Source organism: Streptomyces sp. NPDC042364, from assembly GCF_056437585.1.
This window is the reverse complement of sequence record NZ_JBWKAJ010000031.1, coordinates 45,924-69,346: the sequence shown is the minus strand read 5'-3', so window position 1 is coordinate 69,346 and position 23,423 is coordinate 45,924. Positions and strand designations below refer to the sequence as shown.

Annotated in this window: 16 protein-coding genes and 1 pseudogene; 12 read left to right on the top strand and 5 right to left on the bottom strand. The window is 70.0% G+C overall.

Going from position 1 to position 23,423, the window contains the following annotated elements:
* Nucleotides 1-44 precede the first annotated feature (44 nt).
* The 6 genes from AC067N_RS36730 to AC067N_RS36705 all read left to right on the top strand — a co-directional run bounded on the left by AC067N_RS36730 (nt 45) and on the right by AC067N_RS36705 (nt 6,972).
* A complete protein-coding gene (locus AC067N_RS36730) occupies nt 45-1,250 on the top strand; it encodes a DUF4190 domain-containing protein (protein ID WP_478683287.1) in 1,206 nt (401 codons plus the stop codon).
* A 147-nt stretch (nt 1,251-1,397) separates the two neighbouring features.
* Complete coding sequence (locus AC067N_RS36725) at nt 1,398-2,150, top strand: GntR family transcriptional regulator (RefSeq protein ID WP_478683286.1); 753 nt, start codon at nt 1,398-1,400, stop codon at nt 2,148-2,150.
* Nucleotides 2,151-2,592: 442 nt separating this feature from the next.
* Nucleotides 2,593-2,793: an SPOR domain-containing protein gene (locus AC067N_RS36720; protein ID WP_478683285.1), complete on the top strand. Its 201-nt coding sequence runs from the start codon at nt 2,593-2,595 to the stop codon at nt 2,791-2,793.
* Nucleotides 2,794-2,838: 45 nt separating this feature from the next.
* Nucleotides 2,839-3,246 (top strand): (deoxy)nucleoside triphosphate pyrophosphohydrolase, encoded by a 408-nt coding sequence (locus AC067N_RS36715; protein WP_478683284.1) that lies wholly within the window; start codon nt 2,839-2,841, stop codon nt 3,244-3,246.
* Between the two features lie 209 nt (nt 3,247-3,455).
* A complete protein-coding gene (locus tag AC067N_RS36710) occupies nt 3,456-3,863 on the top strand; it encodes an ATP-binding protein (RefSeq protein ID WP_478683283.1) in 408 nt (135 codons plus the stop codon).
* 274 nt (nt 3,864-4,137) lie between these two features.
* Complete coding sequence (locus AC067N_RS36705; protein WP_478683282.1) at nt 4,138-6,972, top strand: SpoIIE family protein phosphatase; 2,835 nt, start codon at nt 4,138-4,140, stop codon at nt 6,970-6,972.
* An 86-nt stretch (nt 6,973-7,058) separates the two neighbouring features.
* On the opposite strand, the gene AC067N_RS36700 is transcribed toward AC067N_RS36705, so the two are convergent.
* From AC067N_RS36700 to AC067N_RS36680, 5 genes and pseudogenes are all read right to left on the bottom strand, one after another.
* The gene (locus AC067N_RS36700) at nt 7,059-8,828 is read right to left on the bottom strand and encodes a hypothetical protein (RefSeq protein WP_478683281.1); all 1,770 of its coding nucleotides are present in this window, start codon (nt 8,826-8,828) and stop codon (nt 7,059-7,061) included.
* 282 nt (nt 8,829-9,110) lie between these two features.
* Nucleotides 9,111-9,887, bottom strand: coding sequence for a succinate dehydrogenase/fumarate reductase iron-sulfur subunit (locus tag AC067N_RS36695; RefSeq protein ID WP_478683280.1), 777 nt, complete (start codon nt 9,885-9,887; stop codon nt 9,111-9,113).
* A gap of 22 nt (nt 9,888-9,909) precedes the next feature.
* Nucleotides 9,910-11,847, bottom strand: a complete 1,938-nt coding sequence (locus tag AC067N_RS36690; protein ID WP_478683279.1) for a fumarate reductase/succinate dehydrogenase flavoprotein subunit — start codon at nt 11,845-11,847, stop codon at nt 9,910-9,912.
* A gap of 18 nt (nt 11,848-11,865) precedes the next feature.
* Nucleotides 11,866-12,702, bottom strand: a complete 837-nt coding sequence (locus AC067N_RS36685) for a hypothetical protein (protein WP_478683306.1) — start codon at nt 12,700-12,702, stop codon at nt 11,866-11,868.
* A 63-nt stretch (nt 12,703-12,765) separates the two neighbouring features.
* Nucleotides 12,766-13,053 (bottom strand): annotated as a pseudogene (locus AC067N_RS36680) (hypothetical protein); the annotation flags it as partial.
* A gap of 341 nt (nt 13,054-13,394) precedes the next feature.
* On the opposite strand from AC067N_RS36680, the gene AC067N_RS36675 reads away from it, so the two are divergent.
* From AC067N_RS36675 to AC067N_RS36650, 6 genes are all read left to right on the top strand, one after another.
* Nucleotides 13,395-15,686 (top strand): ABC transporter family substrate-binding protein, encoded by a 2,292-nt coding sequence (locus tag AC067N_RS36675; RefSeq protein ID WP_478683278.1) that lies wholly within the window; start codon nt 13,395-13,397, stop codon nt 15,684-15,686.
* A gap of 246 nt (nt 15,687-15,932) precedes the next feature.
* On the top strand, nt 15,933-17,840 hold the full coding sequence (gene typA, locus AC067N_RS36670) for a translational GTPase TypA (protein WP_478683305.1): 1,908 nt from the start codon (nt 15,933-15,935) through the stop codon (nt 17,838-17,840).
* Nucleotides 17,841-18,311: 471 nt separating this feature from the next.
* Complete coding sequence (locus tag AC067N_RS36665) at nt 18,312-19,349, top strand: ABC transporter permease (protein WP_478683277.1); 1,038 nt, start codon at nt 18,312-18,314, stop codon at nt 19,347-19,349.
* A gap of 112 nt (nt 19,350-19,461) precedes the next feature.
* Nucleotides 19,462-21,270 carry an ABC transporter substrate-binding protein gene (locus tag AC067N_RS36660; protein ID WP_478683276.1) on the top strand — a complete coding sequence of 603 codons (1,809 nt, stop codon included), beginning with the start codon at nt 19,462-19,464 and terminating at the stop codon, nt 21,268-21,270.
* A 95-nt stretch (nt 21,271-21,365) separates the two neighbouring features.
* Nucleotides 21,366-22,346 carry an ABC transporter permease gene (locus tag AC067N_RS36655; protein WP_478683275.1) on the top strand — a complete coding sequence of 327 codons (981 nt, stop codon included), beginning with the start codon at nt 21,366-21,368 and terminating at the stop codon, nt 22,344-22,346.
* 9 nt (nt 22,347-22,355) lie between these two features.
* Nucleotides 22,356-23,417, top strand: a complete 1,062-nt coding sequence (locus tag AC067N_RS36650; protein ID WP_478683274.1) for an ABC transporter ATP-binding protein — start codon at nt 22,356-22,358, stop codon at nt 23,415-23,417.
* The last annotated feature ends 6 nt before the right edge of the window (nt 23,418-23,423 follow it).

Genomic DNA, 23,423 nt, shown 5'->3' with positions numbered 1-23,423 from the left:
TCGTACGCCAGTTCCCGCTCTCCGGCGCAAGGAGCACGCGACCCGTGGCCACACCTCCGCCCTCCGGGGCGCAGCCGCCCCAGAGCGGCCCGTTCCCGCCTCCGGGGCAGCCGCGGCCCGGGCCGCCCGGACAGCCGTACCCGGCGGCGCCCCAGCCGTGGGGACAGGCCTGGGGGCGGGCGTACCCGGCCCTCCAGCCCTCCCCGCCGGTCAACGGGCTCGCGATCGCCGCCCTCGTCCTGGGTGTCGTGTGCCTGCTGCCGGGCCTGGGGCTGGTCCTCGGAGTGATCGCCCTGGTGCAGATCAGACGGAAGGGGGAGCGGGGAAAGGGCATGGCCGTGGCCGGGATCGCGCTGTCGACGGTCGGCGCCCTGCTGATGACGCTCGCGCTCGCCACGGGCGGCGCACGCGACGCGTGGGAGGGCTTGCGGGAGGCGGCGAGCGGCTCGGGCACCGCCTTCTCGGCGGAGAAGGGCGAGTGCTTCGACGTGCCGGGCGGCTCCCTGGAAAGCTACGTGTACGACGTCGACGTGGTGCCCTGCGCGGGGGAGCACGACGCCGAGGTGTTCGCCGGCTTCCGGCTGCCGGACGGGGAGTACCCGGGCGGCGACGCGGTCGACGAGACCGCCGGCGACAGGTGCTACGACCTGTCCGCCGCGTACATCATGGACACCTGGGCGATGCCGGCCGATGTCGACGTGTACTACTACACGCCCACCCGGCGGAGCTGGCGCTCCGGCGACCGCCAGGTGACCTGCGTGTTCGGCAACGAGGACGCGCGGGAGCGCCTGACCGGCTCGCTGCGGCACGACGAGACCACCCTCGACGCCGACCAGTTCGCGTTCCTGAAGGCCGACGGCATCCTCAACCAAGCCTTCGAGGGCCTGCCCGACACGGACTACGTCGGCGACGACCTGCCCGCCCACAAGGCGTGGGCGCCCGATGTGGTCGACGCCCTGGAACGGCAGGCGGCGGCCCTGCGGGCGCACGACTGGGAGCCCGGCGCCGAGAAGGCGGTGACCGCCTACGCCAAGGCCCTGGACAGGGCCCGTGAGGAGTGGCAGGGCGCGGCGGACGCGAGTGACGCCGACGAGTTCGGCGACCACTGGGACAGGGCGCACCGGCTGACCGACGGCCCGAAGGCGGTCACGGCGCGCGAGGCTCTGGGGCTTGCCACCACTCCGGAGATGACCGACGAGCGCGGAGCGGGCGAGGGTGACGGAGGGGACGAGCCCGGTGCTCAGGTGTGACCACGTCCCCAGCGGGGAGAAACTGCCTGCGTAAACGCCTTCCCCGGCACATGTCATCACATCGAGTGATTCCTTGGCCTTTGCTTGCATGGCACAACCCACGGTTGCCACGCTGTTGCTGTCTGTACAACCTGATGGGAGCGGCCAGTGACTTTCGGTGAGCAGCCGGCGTACTTGCGTGTCGCGGGTGATCTCCGCAAGAAGATCGTGAACGGATCGCTGCCGCCGCACACCCGTCTCCCCTCCCAGGCGCGTATCCGCGAGGAGTACGGCGTCTCCGACACGGTCGCGCTGGAGGCCCGCAAGGTGCTCATGGCCGAGGGGCTGGTGGAGGGCCGCTCCGGGTCGGGCACCTATGTGCGGGAGCGGCCCGTGCCGCGGCGGGTGGCCCGTTCCGGTTTCCGTCCCGCCGGCGGGGCCACGCCCTTCCGGCAGGAGCAGGCGGACGCCGCCGTGCGCGGCACCTGGGAGTCGCGCAGCGAACAGGTGGAGGCGAGCGGCGCGATCGCGGAACGGCTGGCCATCAAGCCCGGGGACCGCGTGATGTGCACGAAGTACACCTTCCGCGACGCGGGTGAGGTGATGATGCTCTCCACCTCCTGGGAGCCCCTGGCCCTCACCGGTCGCACACCCGTGATGCTCCCCGAGGAGGGCCCGCTCGGCGGGATGGGGGTCGTCGAGCGCATGGCCGCCATCGACGTCATCGTGGACAACGTGACGGAGGAGGTCGGTGCCCGCCCCGGCCTCGCCGAGGAACTCCTCGCCCTCGGCGGTGTCCCCGGGCATGTCGTCCTGGTCGTGCACCGGACGTACTTCGCCTCCGGCCGCCCGGTGGAGACCGCGGACGTGGTGGTTCCGGCGGACCGGTACCGGGTCTCGTACCATCTGCCGGTCAAGTGAGCGACCGGGTCCGCCTGTCCGGGAGATCCGTGGATTCCGCGTGTGTCGGGCGACGGCGCGCAGGGGGCAAGCGGCCGCTGCCTGAGGCTGGTTGCAGTGACCGGGGCTTTCGGACGCTTCCGAACACAGCTCGAATTCGGTCGTTCTTTCCGTCGGCCGGTCGCGCGTCGCGGCGGCGCCCCGATGTGCTCAAGGGGCGCTGGATGGCTGCTCGTTGAGGCGCGGAACGGCGCACGGGTGGTGACCGACGGCGCGTTCGACGGGGTGCGCCCCCCTCGTCTTGGCTTGTTGCGTACCTCTTTGTGAAAAGACGGATTCGCTGTGTAAAGGTTGGGCGTACGCTCGGGCATATGCGGATTGCGGTTTCCTTGGACGGCGGGGCACGGCGGAATCCGGGGGCGGGACTCGGATCGGCCGGGGTGGGAAGGGGCGGTGGGGGTCGATGAACGACGGCACGATCACTCTTCCCTGGCTCGTCATAAGGCAGGACGACAACGGCAATCGCTACCGCGTCGGCAGGTACGCGACCCGTGCCGAGGCGCAGAAGATCGCGGACAGCCTCGACAGCCGCGGCCACAAGCAGCTCTACTGGGTCGAGCGCATCGGGCAGAACGGCCAGAACGGTCAGATGGGGAGCAAGTGACCCACCCTGCCCTGCGTGTCCGTCCGCTCCCGTAGGCTCCCGCGCATGACCGAACCGATCGTGGTGGTGGGTGCCGCCCTGCTGAAGGACGGCCGGCTGCTCGCCGCGCGTCGCAGTGCGCCGCCCGAGCTGGCCGGACGCTGGGAGTTGCCCGGCGGCAAGGTGGAACCCGGTGAGCCCCCTGAACAGGCCCTCGTGCGGGAACTGCGCGAGGAGCTCGGTGTCGAGGCGAAGCCCGCCGAGCGGGTGCCGGGGGAGTGGCCGGTGGGACCGGGCCATGTACTGCGCGTCTGGATCGCGCATCTTCTCTCCGGGGAACCCCGGCCGCTGGAGGACCACGACGAGCTGCGCTGGCTCGCCGCGGACGAGGTCTGGGACGTCGACTGGCTGGACCAGGACGTTCCGGCCGTGATGGAGGCCGTGCGGTTGGCCTGGGGTCCCGGGGGAGTCTGAGTGCCCTGGTTTCGGACGGTTCGCGCACACTTCTCGGTCGCCCGTCACACGGTTCTGTGCGCCCCTTTCTGATGCGTCGAGTGCGGGGGGATGCGCTCCCCGCACTGTTTGTGCCACAGTGCGCCCTCATGCGCGGTACTCGAGGTTGGATATCGGGTATGTGCCCATTAACCCCATGAAACCGGACAGGGTCCGCTTCTGACTGGGAAGTGATCGGCGTGATCGACAACGGAGACGACTGCGCCGAGTGGACCTTCCCGGCGGAGGCCGACGCCGTGCGCACAGCCCGGGCCGTGGTGCGCGGCCGGCTGCGCGAGTGGGGGCTCGACTCCGTCGGTGACATCGCCGCGCTGCTGGTGAGCGAGTTGGTGACCAACGCCCTGCGGCACGCCACCGGCCCCATCGGTGTACGGCTCATTCGTTCCGACGGCCCCCCGGCCATCCTGCTCGTGGAGGTCTCCGACCCGCTGCCCGACCCGCCGCGCGAGCGCGCCGCCGACGCGGACGACGAGAGTGGCCGAGGGCTGCGGCTCGTGGCCTGCTCCGCGCGGGCCTGGGGTACCCGGCCCGGCGAATCGGGCAAGACGGTCTGGTTCGAGCTGGCGGTTCCCGACTGACCGGAACGGCGGACGTACCGGGGGCAAGTCCCGGCGCATGACCGGCGTCCACGGTGTACGGACCGCGCCGGGGGCGGCTCCCCGTGGCGCGTGTGCGACCGATCGGTTCAAGCCAGTGGCGCCGATCGGAGTCTTTGGTTGGAGCGGGCAACGCCTGGTTAGAAGACTTGGGAGTGTGTCGCAGCCGGTCCAAAAACGATCGGGACCGTGCTGTGATCGTGAACACCGTGTTGCGCGGCGCCGTAGTGCTGGATACTGCGGGCAGCCGCCCCTGGTGACCGAAGCCGGACGCGGTGAGCTGGAGGGGACGGTTCGCGTGAGCGAGATACCAGCGAAGGCCACGGAGTCCACGGAGCCGAAGGGCCCGTCGGACCGCGCGAGGCCCGAGGCCGCAGACGATTCCGGCCTGGGCCGCGCCACACGCGATGCCGTCACGCGTGACGGCGGAAGCGCTTCCGCCGGGCCGGGCGGCGAGACCCCGGGGTACGCGTCCGGAAGTCCCGCGTCGGCCGACCGTACGGTACCGGCCGGGGGCGAGGCCGCCGACGCCGTCGCGGCCGCCGGCGTCATGGCCGGTCAGGGGCCCGGCGACCCGATGTGGCAGACCAGCCCGCCCGGATCGATGTACGACTACATCAAGGTGGCCTCGTTCTCCATCGGCCCCGACGGTCTCGTCGACCAGTGGAGCCTGCGCGCCGAGCAGTTGTTCGGCATCTCGGCGGCGCGGGCCGTGGGCATGGACCCCATCGAGGCGTTCGTGGACCCCGACCGGCGCGAAGAGGGCCAGCGGAAGATGGCCGAGGTCCTCGACGGCCGCGAGTGGACCGGTGTGGTGCCCTTCCGGGTGCCGGGCCCCGAGGGGACCGAGGGCCTCGCCGAGGTCTATGTGATGCCCACCACCGTCGAGGGCGGCGAACGGGCCGCCGTGTGCATCGTGGTGGACGTGCGCACGCTGCGCCGCATCGAGACCGACCTCGCCGCCTCGCAGGCGATATTCGGCCAATCTCCCTTCGGCTTCCTGCTGATAGACACCGACCTCCGGGTGCGGCGCGCCAACCAGCGGTTCGCCTCCATCTACGGCGGCCACGTCGACGACCACCGCGGCAGGGGCGTCCACGACTACCTCCGGTCGCCGGAGGCCGAGCGGGTCGAGGCGACCCTGCGCCGGGTCCTGGAGAGCGGCGACTCCATCACGGACATGCACATCTCGGGTTTCGTGCCCGGCTCAGAGGAACGCCGCCACTGGTCCGTCAACCTCTACCGGGTGCACAGCGGCACCGGCCGCCCCATCGGCATCGCCTGGCTCGGCATCGATGTGACGGCCCGCCGCGCCGCCGCCCGTGAGGCCGCCGCCGCGCGGCGGAATCTCGCCCTCCTGAACGAGGCCGGTGCCCGCATCGGCAACTCCCTCGATCTGGAGACCACCGCCCGCGAACTCCTCGACGTGGTCGTCCCCAACTTCTGCGACCTCGCCACCGTCGACCTCTACCAGAACCTCCTCGTCGGCGACGAGACCCCGCCCGGACTCGCCGACGGCAGCGCCGAACTGCGCCGGGTCGCCTTCGCCAGCGCCGTCTCCGACGCGCCCTTCGTCGGCGGGCCCGCCCCGGTGCGCGTGGGCGCGGTCCACCACTACCCGTTCAACTCGCCCTGCGCGGACGCCCTGCGCACCGCCCGCCCCCAGCAGGTCCCCGAGGAGGACAACCTCATCCAGGCGACGCTCGCCGTGCCGATGGTCGCCCACGACACCGTCGTCGGACTCGTGCAGTTCTCCCGCACCAAGGGCAGCGAGCCCTTCGGGGAACGCGACCGCGCCCTCGCGGTGGAACTGGCCGCGCGCGCCGCCGTCTGCATCGACAACGCCCGCCTCTACCGCCGCGAACACGAACGCGCCCTCATCCTGCAGCGCTCCCTACTGCCGCCGGGCGACCCCGAGGCCTCCGGACTCGACATCGCCTGCCGCTATCTGCCGGGCAACGCGGCCACCGAGGTCGGCGGCGACTGGTTCGACGTCATCGAACTCCCCGGCCACCGCACGGCGCTCGTCGTCGGCGACGTCATGGGCCGGGGCCTGCGCGCCGCCGTCGCCATGGGCGAACTCCGGACCGCCGTGCGCACGTTGGCCCTGCTCGACCTCGAACCCGCCGAGGTCCTCTCCGCGCTCGACGAGATCGCCCGCGGCCTCGGCAACCCCGGCGGCGTCCAGTCCGCCTCCCGTACGGCCGCCGGCCGGCCCCGCGACAAGGACCTCTCCGAGGTGTACCTCGCGACCTGCGTGTACGCCGTCTACGACTCGGTGACCCGGCGCTGCACCTTCGCCAACGCGGGCCATCTGCCGCCCGTACTGGTCGAACCCGGCGAGAGCGCGCTGATGCTCGACGTGCCGCCCGGCATGCCGCTCGGCGTCGGCGGCGAGCCGTTCGAGGAGGTCGAGGTCGAACTACCCGAAGGCGCACTGCTGGCGCTCTACACGGATGGACTGGTCGAATCGCGCGACCACCCCCTCGACGAGGGCCTCCAGGCATTCGTCGGCGCCCTCACCGACCCCGCCCAGCCGCCGGCCGCGGTGCGCTCCGACGGCCCCCGGTCGCTGGAGGACGTCTGCGACCACGTCCTCAACACCCTCGACACCCATCACGGCGAGGACGACATCGCGCTGCTGATGGCACGTGTCCAGGGGCTGCCGGCCGACTCCGTCGGCGACTGGACCCTGCCGCGCGAGCCGCGCAGCGTGGGACGCGCCCGGGAGTACGCCCGGGGCCGGTTGCTCGGCTGGGACCTGGAACCGCTGGTCGACACGGCCGAGTTGCTCGTCAGCGAGCTGGTCACCAACGCGCTGCGCTACGGCGAGGGCGAGATACGGCTCCGGCTGCTCCTCGACAGGACCCTCGTCTGCGAGGTCTGGGACGCCGGGCTCGTCCAGCCGCGCCGCCGCCGCGCCCGCGACACGGACGAGGGCGGCCGGGGTCTGCAACTCGTGGGCCTGCTCTCGGCCGCGTGGGGCTCCCGTCGCACGCCCCGCGGCAAGACGGTGTGGTTCGAACTGCCGCTCCCGGGAGAAGAGGGCGGCCTGACGGACCCGGCGGAGGCCTTGCTGAGCCTGTTCTGACGCCCCCACAGGCACCACCCGGGGACGCGCGGTGTCCACCGGCCCTCCGGCCCTCCGGCCTGCCGGCCCGTGCGCCTACGGGCGCCCTACCCCGCCCTCGCCGCCCTGCGGCCGCGGGTTGCCGTGCCGCCGAAGCAGGCCGGACCCCGTGGGGTGACCCGGCCGCCGTCCTGGGCGTCCCCGAGGACGATGCCGCCCAGCAGCGCCCCGGCCATGCCGTCGCCGACCGGGCCCTCGTACGGGTCGCCGTAGTCCCGTACGTCCTGCTCGGCCAGTCGCCGGGCCTCCCGGGCGAGGGAGTGGGCGCGGCGGGCGCTCTCCTCGTCGGTGGTCTCGTCGGTGGTCTCGTCGGCCGGCCTCGTCCCGTCGGCCGCGCCCGCCTCGCCGTTCCCGTCGCCCGGGGGCTCCGCCTCGGCGGTGCCTTCCGGGCGGTCGGTGCCGTCCGGCCTGTCCGGACCGTCGGTCGCGTCGTGGAGTGCGGCCGCCTCGGCCCGTTCCACCCACCGTCGCGCCTCCGCGAGCCGGGTCCGCGCCGTCACCCCCACCGCACCGCGATGCGTCGTGATGTAGTCCGCCGTGGCGGCCACCGTGCTGCGGGCCGGGAGCAGCCACCGGCCCCGGCGGCACAGGACGTCGAGAGGGTCGTCGTACGTGCCCGTGGGGGCGGCCCCCTGCTTCAGGGTCTCGGCGGCGCGCGCCACCTCGGCGGCGAGCCGCTCCACCCCCGTCACGAAGGCGTCCGCCTGGTCGATCGCGCCCTCGGCGGACCGCAGGTGCACGGCGGCCGTGTGCGGGTCGCCCGAGTCGGTGAACCGGCGGGCCCGGTTGAGCTCCGCCGTCGCGAACACCAGGCGGTCCTCGGCGTGTTCGGCATGACCGGCGACGGGGCGCACGACGGCGGGTGCGTAGTGCTCGCGGAGCCCGGCGACGGTGGCGGCCGCCGTCGCCGTACGCCCGGTCAGCTCACGGAAGCGGGCCTCCGCGCACTGCAGGGCCGGAACCATGTCGCGTTCCAGGGCACGGAGCTGGTCGAAGGCGGGGGCGGCGATGTCCAGGCGCCGCTGGGCCATCGTGCAGCGGGCGAGGATCTCCTCCAGCAGGACCCGCTCCTCGTCGGGCGGGAGAGTGCCGGCGGCCGCGTCGTCCAGCCGTTGACGGATCAGGAAGGCCGCCTCCGATTCGCGGCGCGCGTCAGCCAGCGCATCGGCGAACGGTTCGGCCGCCGCACGGCCCGAGCGGGCCACCGCGAAGCGGAGTTCCTCGGCGCCGGTACGAATGCCGTCGTCCGTCTCGACCAGCAGGCGCCAGCCCCGTCGGTGCAGGTCGGCCGGCGGGGGCAGGTGCTGTTCGAAGGTCCCGGCCGGTGTCGTCCGCAGTGCCGCGCGCCGTCTGCGCCGGACGAGTGAGTAGGCGGCGAGCCCGACCGCCGCGCCCGCGACGGCCACCGGCAGGATCAGATCGGCCGCCGAACCGTCGTCGTCACCGGCCGCCGGGGCGCCCACCCCGACGGCCACAGCCCGCCGGACGGCGGCCGAGGCCCAGGCCGGGGACGGACCGGTGGCCACCGGGCCCGCAGACCACTCGGCGACAGCCGCAGAGGCGGCCGTGACCGCTGTCGTAGCCGTAGCCACAGCTGTGGGCGGAGCGGCGGCCGCCGCCCGCCGGCCCACCGACGAAACCGCAGACCGGTCCGCGGCGGCCCCGGGCGCCCGGCGGTCCGTGCCGGCCGTGTCCGCCAACGGGACCAGCAGCAGCCAGACCAGGGCGGTCATCCCGCCGAACGCGGCGTGCGCCACCCGCACACCTATGTGCGACGTGGCGCCGCGCGACCGGTTTCTCCTCGAACGCGACGTCACATTTGGGAGCGTATGGCCGTACCCGCGAGGTCGCGACCGGGCCGCGGGACGGCGGGGGAGGCCGGGGCCGGTGTGCCATACGGACAGAACCGGGTTTCCCGGTGCCCCGAGGGCACCGGGGGCGTGATCGACCCCTTGCTCCGGTAGGCAGGAAAGGGCTCCCCCGGGGCGATGCCCGGATAGCGGAGAGCGGAGAGCGGATAGCGGATACCGGACAGGGGATGCCCGGTCACCGGTTCCCCGGCCGGCCGGGGTCGCCGTGCGGCGCCCCCGACAGGCCCCTCAGTCCGCCGACGAGCGCCTCCTGATCTTCGAGCCGAGCCAGACCAGCGGGTCGTACTTGCGGTCGACGGCCCGTTCCTTCAACGGGATGAGCGCGTTGTCCGTGATCCTGATCCCCTCGGGGCAGACCTCGGTGCAGCACTTGGTGATGTTGCAGTAGCCGAGGCCGTGTTCGTCCTGCGCGGTGCGCTTGCGGTCCAGGCCGGTGTCCTCCGCCGCGTCCAGCGGATGCATGTCCAGTTCGGCGACGCGCATCAGGAAGCGCGGGCCGGCGAAGGCCGGCTTGTTCTCCTCGTGGTCGCGGACCACATGGCAGGTGTCCTGGCACAGGAAGCACTCGATGCACTTGCGGAACTCCTGTGGACGGTCCACGTCCTCCTGCATCATGCGGTACTCACCCGGTCCGAGCCCCTCCGGCGGTACGAACGCCGGGACCTCCCTCGCCTTCTGGTAGTTGAAGCCGACGTCCGTCACCAGGTCCCGTACGACCGGGAAGGCCCGCATCGGGGTCACCGTGATCGTCTCGTCCCGTTCGAAGACCGACATACGGGTCATGCACATCAGCCGGGGACGGCCGTTGATCTCCGCCGAGCACGAACCGCACTTGCCGGCCTTGCAGTTCCAGCGGACGGCGAGATCCGGAGCCTGGGTCGCCTGGAGACGGTGGATGATGTCCAGCACCACCTCGCCGTCGTTGACCTCGACCTTGAAGTCCTCCAGGCCGCCGCCTCCCGCGTCGCCCCGCCACACCCTGAAGTGGGCCGTGTAGCCGCTCATGACCGTCGCTCCTCGTGGCTGCTCACTCGTACAGCTCCTCTTCGGCGAGGTACTTGACCAGCTCCTCCTTGTCGAAGAGGGCGAGCAGGTCCGGTCGGATGGGATCGGTGGTCTCCCGCGTCAGGGAGATCTGGCCCGCGACGGGATCGGTGGCCGCGAGTCCACCCGTCGGGTCGGTGAGCCGGCACAGCAAATTGATCCGGCGCCACTCGCGGTCCATCGCCGGGTGGTCCTCGCGGGTGTGGCCGCCGCGCGACTCGGTGCGCTCCAGCGCGGCCCGCGCCACGCACTCGCTGACCAGCAGCATGTTCCGCAGGTCCAGGGAGAGATGCCAGCCGGGGTTGAACTGCCGGTGCCCCTCGACGCCGGCCCGGCGCGCCCGCACCCGGAGGTCGGCCAGCTTCTCCAGCGCCTGCTCCATCTCGCCCTCCCGGCGGATGATGCCGACCAGGTCGTTCATGGCCTGCTGGAGCTCCTGGTGCAGGGTGTACGGGTTCTCCGGCGGGTGCCCTTCGGCCCGGCCCTCGCCCTCGGCGGAGAACGGCCGCAGCGCCTCGGCGGCCGCCGCGTCGACCTGGCCGTCGTCCACCGGGGGCCGCGCCCCGGCCAGGCCCGTCGCGTACTCGGCCGCGTGCAGCCCGGCCCGGCGGCCGAACACCAGCAGGTCGGACAGGGAGTTGCCGCCCAGCCGGTTGGAGCCGTGCATACCGCCGGCCACCTCCCCGGCCGCGAACAGCCCCGGTACGCCGCGCGCCGCCGCCGTGTCCGACTCGACCGCGATGCCGCCCATCACGTAGTGGCAGGTGGGGCCGACCTCCATGGCCTCGGCGGTGATGTCGACGTCGGCCAGCTCCTTGAACTGGTGGTACATGGAGGGCAGCCGGCGGCGGATCACCTCGGCCGGCATCCGCGTGGACACGTCGAGGAAGACCCCGCCGTGCGGGGAGCCCCGGCCCGCCTTCACCTCCGCGTTGATGGCGCGGGCCACCTCGTCACGGGGGAGCAGCTCGGGAGGCCGCCGGTTGTGGTCGGGGTCCTCGTACCAGCGGTCGCCCTCCTCCTCGGACTGCGCGTACTTCTCCTTGAAGACGTCCGGGATGTAGTCGAACATGAACCGCTTGCCCTCGGAGTTCCTGAGGACACCGCCGTCACCGCGCACCGACTCCGTGACGAGGATGCCCTTCACCGACGGCGGCCAGACCATCCCCGTCGGATGGAACTGCACGAACTCCATGTTCAGCAGCGGTGCCCCCGCGAGCAGTGCCAGCGCGTGCCCGTCGCCCGTGTACTCCCACGAGTTCGACGTGACCTTGAAGGACTTGCCGATGCCGCCGGTGGCGATGACGACGGCAGGCGCTTCGAGGACGAAGAATCGGCCCGACTCGCGGTCGTAGGCGAAGACACCGCAGACCCGGTCGCCGTCCTTGAGGACGCGGGTGACCGTGCACTCCTGGAAGACCTTCAGCCGGGACTCGTAGTCCCCGGTCTCCTTGTGGTCCTCCTGCTGGAGCGCCACGATCTTCTGCTGGAGCGTGCGGATCAGCTCCAGCCCCGTACGGTCCCCGACGTGCGCGAGCCGCGGGTACTCGTGGCCGCCGAAGTTGCGCTGCGAGATCCGGCCGTCCTTCGTACGGTCGAAGAGGGCGCCCCAGGTCTCCAGCTCCCACACCCGGTCCGGGGCCTCACGGGCGTGCAGCTCGGCCATGCGCCACTGGTTGAGGAACTTCCCGCCGCGCATGGTGTCGCGGAAGTGGACCTGCCAGTTGTCACCGGGGTTGACGTTGGCCATGGCGGCCGCGATGCCGCCCTCCGCCATCACCGTGTGGGCCTTGCCGAAGAGCGACTTGCAGATCACCGCCGTACGGGCGCCCCGCTCGCGGGCCTCGATCGCGGCGCGCAGCCCCGCCCCGCCGGCGCCGACCACGACGACGTCCCACTCCTGTCGTTCGACCACGGACATCAGAAGCACCTTTTGTCGTTAGAAGAGCACCGGATCGTCGAAGGCGCCGGACGCGAGCAGATACACGTAGAAGTCGGCGAGCGCCACGCTCACCAGGGACGCCCAGGCCAGCTGCATGTGGCGGGCGTTGAGCCGCCCGACCCACTGCCACATCCGGTAGCGCACGGGATGCCTGGAGAAGTGCTTGAGCTTGCCGCCGACGATGTGCCGGCACGAGTGGCAGGAGATCGTGTACGCCCAGATCAACACGATGTTGATCAGGAAGACGATCGTGCCGAGGCCCATGTGGCCCCACTCGTAGTTCTCGTCGCGGAAGGCCAGGACGGTGTCGTACGTCAGGATCCCGGCGACGACGATCGCCGCGTAGAAGAAGTACCGGTGGATGTTCTGCAGGATCAGTGGGAAACGGGTCTCACCGGTGTACTTCCCGTGCGGCTCGGCCACCGCGCAGGCGGGCGGGGACGCCCAGAAGCCGCGGTAGTAGGCCTTGCGGTAGTAGTAGCAGGTCAGGCGGAAGCCCAGCGGGAAGATCAGGATGATGATCGCCGGTGAGATGCCCCACCAGCTGCCGAAGATCTCCCAGTTGGGGCCCGCGTGCATCGGCTCGCAGCGCTCCGCCAGACAGGGGGAGTAGAACGGCGAGACATAGGGGGCCGCGTAGTAGTGCGCGTCCGAGAAGGCCCGCCATGTCGAGTACACGATGAAGGCGAGCAGACCGGCCGCGGTGCCGGCGGGGGCCAGCCACCAGCGGTCGGTCCGCAGATGCGGGGCGGCGATCGCGGCGCGCGTACCTGTGCGTACACCGCCGCGTGAGGGATGGGGGTCTGTTCCTGGAGGTTCCGTACCAGTGGCCAACGGGGACTCCCGGTCGGTTCTTTTCGGTTGTCGGGCGCTCGGCGTGCCGGGTGCTCGGGGCCAGGGGGCGCGGCGGTCGCGGGCGCCGAGTCCCTCGTCGTCCGAGTCCGTCCACAGCGAGTCGTCGTACGGGGTGTCGGGGATGGGGACCAGCTCCGGGTGCTTGGCGGACGAGCGGGTGACGGCCCCCTCGCGCAGCAGCGCGACGCTCTCGCGCAGGTGATCGGCGTCGGCGCGGACGCGGCGCATGTCGAGCCCACCGCTGCCGATCTGCTGTTCCAGGCGTCCCACCGACCGGTAGAGGTCGTCGAGGCAACGCTGGACCGATGTCAGTTCATCTTGCACGGACATGACTTGCCCTCACTTCCGCGGATCGTCGAGGACCGAGGCGGCAACGTTCATGCGCCTGCGAGTGTTGCGCGTCACACGTTGCGCTGTGAAGGGATGTGCATCGATTGGCGGATTGCGGGCCTCCCGTGCACGCCCATTTCACGCTCGGTGTGCGCCGGGGTTCACGAGCGGCGCATTGCGCCGTAGGGGTGACTTTTCGCTCCCCGTCGCCGTGTCTCCATCGGTCGGTGAACTCCTTCCTCTTCAGTGTGTGGCCGTAGATGTGATCAGCTCCATATACACCCAAAAGTGATCATAACGCCCTCTTGGCGGGAGGGTGCGGTCCTCCGGAGGTAGCAGCCATGTCCCACCACGGCGTCGGACCGCGTGCGGTGATGCGCTCGGTCGCCTTCCTCACCGCGGGTGTGCTCGCGGCGCCCCTTCTCACGGCCTGCGGCGAGGAGGACCCCGCGGGCAGGCCGGTGGCCGGCCCCGACATCGCGCCGGCCGCCCGTGACCGGATCGCCGAGGGCGGCACCCTGCGCTGGGCCGTGGACGCCGTACCGGAGACGTTCAACGCGTTCCAGGCGGACGCCGACCCCACCACCGCGCGCGTCGCCGACGCCGTCCTGCCGTCGATGTACCGCCTCGACGCCGACGGGCGGCCCCAGGTCGACACCGACTACCTGGAGTCCGCGAAGATCGTCGAACGCGAACCCCGGCAGGTGGTGCTCTACAAGCTCCACCAGGAGGCGGTGTGGAGCGACGGGCGGGAGATCGGCGCCGCCGACTTCGCCGCCCAGTGGCGGGCCCTGTCCGGCAAGGACTCCGCGTACTGGACCGCCAGGAACGCCGGCTACGAGCGCATCGAGAAGGTCGAACGCGGCGACAGCGACCTGGAGGTCCGCGTCACCTTCGACCGCCCCTACGCCGACTGGAAGTCGCTGTTCTCCCCGCTCTACCCGAAGCAGGTGACCGGCACCCCCGACTCCTTCAACGACGACGCCCGCAAGAAGCTCAAGGTCACCGCCGGGCCCTTCGCGCTCAAGAAGGTCGACCGCAAGGGAGGCGAGGTCACCCTCACCCGCAACCCCCGCTGGTGGGGCCACCGGGCCAAGCTGTCCGAGCTGGTGCTGCGCGCCGTACCGCGCGACAAGCGGGCCGAGGCGCTCGCCGAGGACGAGGTGGACATCGCCGAGATCGACGCGTCCCAGGCGGAGCGCGTCATGCAGGCCGCCAAGGAAGGCCGGGGCCCCGAGGGCTCCGCCGGCCCGCACGGCTCTCCGGACGCCCGCGGGGCGCAGGGCCTCGGCGGTCCCCTCGCCCAGGGCCCCGGTGCCGGTCTGACCCCCGCGAAGGCGCTGCGTTCCTGGGCGATCGCGCACGGCTCCGACGAGAAGGCCGCCGACGAGGAGACGCGCGCCCGGAAGGAGCGGCGCAAGGCACTCGCCGAGTACACCGCACAGCAGTCCGCCCTCCGCGGCTTCGAGGTGCGCCGCTCCCTCGAACCGGCCTTCACCCAGCTCGCCCTCAACGGCGCCGACGGCCCCCTCGCCGACGAACGCGTCCGACGCGCCGTGGCCCGAGCCCTCGACCGCAAGGAGCTCGCCGCCCTGGTCCTGAAGCCCCTGGGCCTGCCCGCCGTGCCCGTCGGCAGCCACCTCGCCCTCTCCGGCCAGGCCGCCTACGCGGACAGCAGCGGTGCCGTGGGCGACCAGGACACCGACGAGGCCCGGGCCCTCCTCGCGGACGCCGGCTGGGAGGAGGGCGGCCCCCTCCGGGAGGGCAGGAAGGCCGCCGGGGCGGAGGGCGAGAGGACCACCGGGTCGGCGGAGGAAGGGTCCGAGACGGAGTCGGAGAAGGAATCCGGCAAGGAGTCCGCGAAGAAGGACGAGAAGGAGTCCGGGAAGAAGAAGGACGAGCGTGCGGACTCCGGAGACGACGAGGACACGTACGTCGTCGGCGACGACAACAAGCCGTACGAGACCGACGACGACAACCACCTCGCCCAGGACGGCAAGCAGTACGTCCCCGGCGCCTACGCCCCGCGCGGCACGCGGGCGCCCGCAGACGCCGCGCGGGCACCGCTGGCCAAGAACGGCAAGCCGCTCACCCTCCGCTTCGTCCTGCCGTCCGGGCCGGGCACCGAGTCCCTGCGGACCGTCGGCGCGCGGATCGCGGTGATGCTGGAGAAGATCGGCATCCGCACCGAGATCTCCAAGGTCGCCGACGAGAGCTACTTCAAGGACCACATCGCGAACGGGCAGTACGACCTCGCCCTGTACTCGTGGCCCACCTCCGCGTTCCCCGCCACCGACGCCCGCCCCATCTACGCGAAGCCGGTCCCCGCGGCCGACGGCTCGCTGAGCGTCGAGCAGAACTACACCCGCGTCGGCACCAACCAGGTCGACCAGCTCTTCGAACAGGCGATCTCCACCCTCGACGAGTCCGAGGCGCGCTCGCTGATCCGCAAGGCCGACGCCCGTATCTGGGCCGCTGCCGGATCGATCCCCCTCTACCAGCGGCCCCAGCTCTTCGCCGCCCGCCCGCACCTGGCGAACGCCGGCGCCTTCGGCTTCCAGACCCCCGTCTACGAGGACATGGGCTTCCTGAAGGAGGGCGCCGGGGCGTCGACGGGCTCCTCCCGGAAGTAGCGGATCACCCTTGGCGCAGGCCGGCCGCCGCCCCGCACGACGCGGGCGGCGGCCGGCCCGTTCTCGCGCCGTCAAGGGGGCCTGACCTGGGGCGGAGCGGGGCCTGTACGGGCGGGCGAGCCCTTGGTGCCGCGGCCCCGTACCATGGGGTGAGGCCGTGGCGTGTCCAGCCCGGCAGGGCCCGCGTAACACAGACGTACGCAGCAGGGCCGTCCTCACACTCCGGGAGAACGCCGCAACATGGCTGTGACCACACGTCACGACATCCGCAACGTCGCCATCGTCGCCCACGTCGACCACGGCAAGACGACCATCGTCGACGGCATGCTGAAGCAGGCCGGTGCCTTCGCCGCGCACCAGCTCGACTCCGTCGACGACCGCATGATGGACTCGAACGACCTGGAGCGTGAGAAGGGCATCACGATCCTCGCCAAGAACACGGCGGTCAAGTACCACCCGAAGGACGGCGGGGAGCCCATCACGATCAACATCATCGACACCCCCGGCCACGCCGACTTCGGCGGCGAGGTCGAGCGCGGTCTGTCGATGGTCGACGGTGTCGTCCTCCTCGTCGACGCCTCCGAGGGCCCGCTGCCGCAGACCCGCTTCGTGCTGCGCAAGGCCCTCCAGCAGCGGCTGCCGATCATCCTGTGCATCAACAAGACGGACCGCCCCGACTCCCGGATCGACGAGGTCGTCAACGAGACCTACGACCTGTTCCTGGACCTGGACGCCGACGAGGACCAGATCGAGTTCCCGATCGTCTACGCCTGCGGACGTGACGGCGTCGCCTCGCTGACCAAGCCCGCCGACGGCACCGTCCCTGCCGACTCCACCAGCCTGGAGCCGTTCTTCTCGACGATCCTCGAGCACATCCCGGCCCCGACGTACGACGACGCCGCCCCGCTCCAGGCCCACGTCACCAACCTCGACGCCGACAACTTCCTCGGCCGTATCGCGCTGCTGCGCGTGCACCAGGGCGAGCTGAAGAAGGGGCAGACCGTCGCCTGGATGAAGCGCGACGGCTCCGTCACCAACGTGCGCATCTCCGAGCTGATGATGACCGAGGCGCTCACCCGCAAGCCCGCCGAGAAGGCCGGCCCCGGTGACATCTGCGCCGTCGCCGGTATCCCGGACATCATGATCGGCGAGACGCTGGCCGACGTGGAGAACCCGATCGCGCTGCCGCTCATCACGGTGGACGAGCCCGCGATCTCCATGGTCATCGGTACGAACACCTCCCCGCTGGTCGGCCGCGGCGGCACCGGCAAGGGCGCCGACGCCAAGGCGGCGGTGAAGGACCGCAAGGTCACCGCCCGCCAGGTCAAGGACCGCCTCGACCGCGAGCTGATCGGCAACGTCTCGCTGCGCGTGCTGGACACCGAGCGTCCCGACGCCTGGGAGGTGCAGGGCCGTGGTGAGCTGGCGCTGGCCATCCTGGTCGAGCAGATGCGCCGCGAGGGCTTCGAGCTGACCATCGGCAAGCCGCAGGTGGTCACCAAGGAGATCGACGGCAAGACGTACGAGCCGGTCGAGCGCATGACGGTCGACGTGCCCGAGGAGCACATGGGCGCCGTCACACAGCTCATGGGCGTCCGCAAGGGCCGGATGGACAACATGTCCAACCACGGCTCGGGCTGGGTCCGCATGGAGTTCGTGGTGCCCTCGCGCGGCCTCATCGGCTTCCGTACCGAGTTCCTCACGCAGACCCGCGGTACGGGCATCGGGCACTCCATCCACGAGGGCTTCGAGCCCTGGTTCGGCACCCTGCAGACCCGCAACAACGGTTCGCTCGTCGCCGACCGCTCCGGCGCCGTCACCGCGTTCGCGATGACGAACCTCCAGGAGCGCGGTGTGCTCTTCGTGGAGCCCGGCACCGAGGTGTACGAGGGCATGATCGTCGGTGAGAACTCCCGCGCGGACGACATGGACGTCAACATCACCAAGGAGAAGAAGCTGACGAACATGCGGTCCTCGACCGCTGACGTCGCCGAGTCCATCGTCCCGCCGCGCAAGCTGTCGCTGGAGCAGTCCCTGGAGTTCTGCCGGGACGACGAGTGCGTCGAGGTGACCCCGGAGGCCGTGCGCATCCGCAAGGTCAACCTGGACGCCCGCGAGCGCGCCCGCGCCGCGAGCCGCGCCAAGCACGGCTGACGGGCCGTCACACGTAGTCGCTGAAGCCCCGGTTCACCGCAGAGCGCGGAGGACCGGGCCTCCGGCGTGCCCGCATTCAGGCGGAAACTGCGGAAAGGCGGGGGCTGCAGGGGTGTTCGTGAAGAAGGCCGGGTGGAAGCCGGCCTCGCGCCCCGAAGCCTTCAGCCGACTGTCCACGGGCTGTGAAGCGCTGTTCGGATATCGGTGATCCAGCGATCAAGTTTCGGACATGTAAACAAAAATCCTTCACCGAATGTCCGATTCGTCGCTCTTCCTTATCGCCTGTCAAGCGCGCGTAGGTGTCAATCTTTGCAATTTTTGCTCAAAATATGGACGGTAGGGAGATCCCTATGTCTTCCGCCCTTGACGCGCGTTGACTCACTTGGCGAAAGTTCCCCCAAAACGCAGAACCCGCCGGTAGCCGGATCTGTGCTGCGCTCAACTCTCCAACCCCCCGGGGGAAGAACACACATGACCAGTCCAACCAAGGCCGAGGGCTCCGGGTCCACGGTCGCCTTGGACCCCGAACTGGCGGCGACGACCGAGACCGTCCAGGTCAAGGAACTCGTCGGTCGCTCCCCCGGCCAGCTGATGTGGATCCGCTTCAAGCGGGACCGCGCAGGAGTGACGTCCGCCTGCATCGTTCTCTTCTTCATCGTGATCGGCCTGCTCGCGCCGGTCATCTCGAAGCTGTACGGCAAGGACCCCTACACGGTCTACGCCGACGAGCGGCCCGAACTGTTCGACAGTGCGGGTGTCCCGCTCCAGCCCAACGGCGGCATCAGCGGCGAGTTCTGGTTCGGCCTGGAGCCGGGCAACGGCTACGACGTCTTCACCAAGCTGCTGTACGGCATCAGGAACTCGCTCGGTATCTCCGTCGCGGTCACCCTCGCCACCGTGCTCACCGGCGTCCTCCTGGGCGTCGCGGCGGGCTACCTCGGCGGTAAGGTCGACTTCGCCATCAGCCGGGTGGTCGACTTCCTGCTCGCCTTCCCCTCCCAGCTCTTCTTCATCGCGAGCATGCCGGTCGTGGTCTCGCTCTTCGTGGACCCCAAGGACGAGACGCCGGTCTATGTCCGGGTGGTGGCACTGATAGCGGTGCAGTGGTTCCTCGGCTGGATGAGCCTCGCCCGCATCCTGCGCGGTACCACGCTGTCCCTCGCCGGACGCGAGTTCATCGAGGCGGCCAAGGTGAGCGGGGCGTCCCCCTGGCGGATCATCCGCAAGGAAATCCTCCCGAACGTCGTCACGCCGATCCTGGTGCAGTCCACGTACATGCTCCCCGCGTTCGTCACGGCGGAAGCCGGACTGTCGTTCCTCGGCGTGGGAATCGTCGAGCCGACGCCCGACTGGGGACAGATGTTCTCCAAGGCGTCGACCGAACTCGTGATGCAGAACGACATCACCTACATGTTCTTCCCGGGTATCTCCATGATCATCTTCATCGTGGCGTTCAACCTGCTCGGGGACTCGGTCCGCGACGCCTTCGACCCGAAGACCGCTCGCTGACCGGGACTGAATGGGCATCCTCGCCCGAACCAGCCGGGGCGGCACCGTCGCGGCATCGGCTGGCACTTCATTTCATCGCACTTGTGACAGATAGATGGGTGGGAACCAAGTGATGGGTAAGGGTGGACGCCACGCTTACGCCGCCATCTCCATGCTCGCGGCCGGAGCGCTTGCGCTCACGGGCTGCAGCGAAGGCGGCAGCAAGGAAGGGACCGGCAACAACAAGGACAAGGAGAACGCCGCCCGGCAGCAGTCCAGCATCGAGTTCGGCGACGCCAAGGCCTCGACCGGCCCGGCCGCCGATGTCCCCGGTGCCAAGCCCGGTGGCGCGGTGACGGTCCTTCAGAGGGACAGCTACGCCCACCTCGACCCGGCCCAGATCTACGTTTCCGACGAGGGCTCCCTGTCCTCGATCCTGCACCGTGGTCTGACCGGCTACAAGGCCACCAGCGACGACGGCTCGAAGCACGAGGTCGTCGGCGACCTGGCCACCGACAGCGGCACGACCACCGACGGCGGCAAGACCTGGAAGTTCACGCTGAAGGACGGCGTCAAGTGGGCCGACGGCTCCGAGATCACGTCGAAGGACGTGCGCCACACCTTCGAGCGGCTCTTCGCCCCGTTCGTCACCAACGGCCCGACCTACATACAGCAGTGGCTGGCCAACACCCCGGGCGCGGAGTACCGCAAGCTCCTGAAGGACGGCCCGTACAAGGGCAAGCACCTGCCGGACAGCATCCTTGAGACGCCGGACGACAAGACCGTCGTCTTCAAGTTCAAGGAGCCGAAGCCGGACCTGCCCTACGCGCTCGCCATGGCGGGCTACGCCCTCGTGTCCGAGAAGAAGGACACCAAGGAGAAGTACGACAAGGCCCCGATGACGGCCGGCCCGTACAAGATCAAGGACTTCAAGTCCGGCAAGTCCATGACGCTGGTCAAGAACGACAACTGGGACCCGAAGACGGACCCGATCCGTCACCAGTACGTCGACCAGTTCAACTTCGTCTTCAACAAGCAGTACGAGGACTCCACGAAGGCGCTGCTCGACGACTCCGGCGAGAACGCGACCTCGATCAGCTTCAACAACCAGGTCGACGCGGGCAACCTGTCCAAGGTGCTGGCCGACTCCTCGCTGAAGAACCGCGTGGTCTCCGGCTACCAGCCGTACGTGGGCCAGATGAACATCAACCTGTCCCAGAAGGAGATGAAGGACAAGAAGGTCCGTGAGGCCATCGCGTACGCGCTGCCCGTCACGCCCTTCGTCCGCGCCTACGGTGGTGCGCAGGCCATGGAGGTCGCCGGCGGTCTGATCAGCCCGACCGTCTCCGGCTACAACGCCAACTTCGACCCGTTCGGCAAGAAGAAGAAGCCGGCCGGTGACCCGGAGAAGGCCAGGCAGCTCCTCAAGGAAGCCGGCAAGGAGAACCTGAAGCTCACCTTCGGCTACATCAACACCCCTGAGGGCCAGCAGTACTCGACCGCCATGGCGGCCGGTCTGAAGAAGGCCGGCTTCGACGTCCAGCGCCAGGAGATCCCGGCCGAGACGTACTACGACCAGGTCAGCAAGGTCAAGAACAACTACGACATCTTCCACACCGCGTGGGGTGCCGACTGGCCGAGCGCCTCGACCGTGATCCCGCCGCTGTACGACGGCCGGCAGATCCAGGACGGTGCCTCGAACTACTCGCACATCAATGACGACAAGGTCAACGCGGACATCGACCGGATCAACAAGATCACGGACCCGGTCAAGGCCGCGGAGGAGTGGAACAAGGTCAACGAGTACATCGTGAAGGACGTGGTCTCCAACGTCCCGACGGCGTACTACAAGCAGACCCAGATCGCCGGATCGAAGATCGGTGGCCTCGTGTACGACGACGTCCTCGGTGGCGTCGACCCGCGCAGGCTGTTCGTGAAGTAACACCTCCCACCCCTCAAGGTGCTGATGGGCGCCCCGTCCCGCGACGGGGCGCCCCTGGCCCGCCCAGGCTTCCCCCGCCCGAAAGCTGCTTTCTGATGCTGCGCTTCATCCTCCGCCGGACTCTCGGCTCCGCCGTGATCCTGGTCCTGCTGACCGTGGTCGCGTTCCTGCTCTTCTTCGGCATGCCACGTGATCCGGCGCTGCTGATGTGCGGCAAGACCTGCACTCCGGACGCGCTGGCCAACATCCACCAGACGCTCGGCATCGACAAGTCGATCCCGGAGCAGTTCTGGATCTTCCTGAGCGGCCTGATCATGGGCCGCGACGACTTCGCCCAGGGCCCCTGCCCGGCGCCCTGCTTCGGCTACTCGTACCACACGAAGGAAAACGTCTGGTCGACGCTCATCGACCGCCTGCCGACCACGATCTCGCTGGCCATCGGTGCCGCGATCCTCTTCCTGGTCGTCGGCCTCGGCGCGGGCCTGATCGCCGCGTGGAAGCGTGGCACGATCATCGACAAGACGTTCACCGCGGGTTCCATGGTTCTGAGCTCCATGCAGATCTACTTCCTCGGCCCGCTCGCGATAGCCATCCTCGTCTTCCAGTTGCACCTGTTCGACCAGCCCAAGTACACGAACCTCACCGAGAACCCCGCCGCTTGGTTCACCGGTCTCGTACTTCCCTGGGCCGTGCTCTCGACGATCTTCGCCGCTCAGTACACTCGTATGGCGCGTTCGTCGATGATCGAGCAGCTCCAGGAGGAGCACGTCCGGACGGCCCGTGCGAAGGGCATGTCCCGGAGTTACGTCTTCTTCCGCTACGCCTGGCGCGGTTCCCTCATCCCGATCGTCACGATCTTCGGAATCGACATCGGGGCGCTGCTGGGTGGCGCGATCATCACCGAGTACACCTTCGGCCTGCCGGGTCTCGGCATGCTGGCGGTGGAGGCCGTGAACTTCAGCGACCTGCCCCTGCTGCTCGGTGTGATGCTGTTCTCGGCCGCCATGATCCTTCTGTTCAACATCATCGTCGACGCGTGCTACGCCTTCATCGACCCGCGCGTGCGGCTGTCCTAGGAGCTTTCTGTGACCACTCTGACCAAGGAATCGGGGGCTCCCTCCTCGGCCGACGCCGGGGCCTTTCTCTCCGTGCGCGACCTGCGGGTCCGGTTCAAGACCGAGGACGGCGTCGTCAAGGCCGTCGACGGGCTCAGCTTCGACCTGGAGCGGGGGAAGACCCTCGGCATCGTCGGTGAGTCGGGTTCCGGCAAGTCCGTGACGAACCTGACCATCCTCGGTCTGCACAACCCGCAGTTCGCCACGATCGACGGCGAGATCCTGCTGGAGGGCCAGGAACTCGTCACCGCCCGTGAGAACGAGCTGGAGAAGCTCCGCGGCAACAAGATGGCGATGATCTTCCAGGACCCGCTGACGGCGCTCTCGCCGTACTACACGGTGGGCCGGCAGCTGTCCGAGCCGTACATGAAGCACACGGGAGCCTCCAAGAAGGAGGCTCGGGACCGCGCCGTCCAGATGCTGGAGAAGGTCGGCATCCCGCAGCCCAAGGTGCGCTTCGACGACTACCCGCACCAGTTCTCCGGCGGTATGCGCCAGCGCGCGATGATCGCCATGGCGCTGATGTGCGACCCCGCCCTGCTCATCGCCGACGAACCGACCACCGCACTGGACGTGACGGTCCAGGCACAGATCCTGGACCTGCTGAAGGACCTTCAGCAGGAGTTCGGCTCCGCGATCATCTTCATCACCCACGATCTCGGCGTCATCTCGCAGATGGCCGACGACCTGCTGGTGATGTACGCGGGCAGGGCCGTGGAACGTGGCAGCGTGAAGGAGGTGCTCGGCGACCCGCGGCACCCGTACACCTGGGGTCTGCTGAGCTCGATGCCCCGGCTGGACAGCGACATCCACCAGGCGCTGACGCCGATCCCGGGCAGCCCGCCGTCGCTGCTCAACCCGCCCTCGGGTTGTCCTTTCAACCCGCGCTGCGCCTTCAAGAGCGAGGTGCCGGGCACCCTCTGCACCGACGAGCGACCGCCGCTCGCCGATGGTCGCGCCGCCGCCTGTCATCTGACGGCCGAGCAGAAGCAGACCATCTTCATCGACAAGATCCAGCCCAGGCTGCGCTAGGGAGAA

Bases quoted from the DNA above. Each gene is read 5' to 3' on its own strand.
- AC067N_RS36660 (WP_478683276.1), top strand. From the start codon at position 19,462: ATGGGTAAGGGTGGACGCCACGCTTACGCCGCCATCTCCATGCTCGCG.
- AC067N_RS36675 (WP_478683278.1), top strand. From the start codon at position 13,395: ATGTCCCACCACGGCGTCGGACCGCGTGCGGTGATGCGCTCGGTCGCC.
- AC067N_RS36695 (WP_478683280.1), bottom strand. From the start codon at position 9,887: ATGAGCGGCTACACGGCCCACTTCAGGGTGTGGCGGGGCGACGCGGGA.
- AC067N_RS36715 (WP_478683284.1), top strand. From the start codon at position 2,839: ATGACCGAACCGATCGTGGTGGTGGGTGCCGCCCTGCTGAAGGACGGC.
- AC067N_RS36655 (WP_478683275.1), top strand. From the start codon at position 21,366: ATGCTGCGCTTCATCCTCCGCCGGACTCTCGGCTCCGCCGTGATCCTG.
- AC067N_RS36690 (WP_478683279.1), bottom strand. From the start codon at position 11,847: ATGTCCGTGGTCGAACGACAGGAGTGGGACGTCGTCGTGGTCGGCGCC.
- AC067N_RS36720 (WP_478683285.1), top strand. From the start codon at position 2,593: ATGAACGACGGCACGATCACTCTTCCCTGGCTCGTCATAAGGCAGGAC.
- AC067N_RS36665 (WP_478683277.1), top strand. From the start codon at position 18,312: ATGACCAGTCCAACCAAGGCCGAGGGCTCCGGGTCCACGGTCGCCTTG.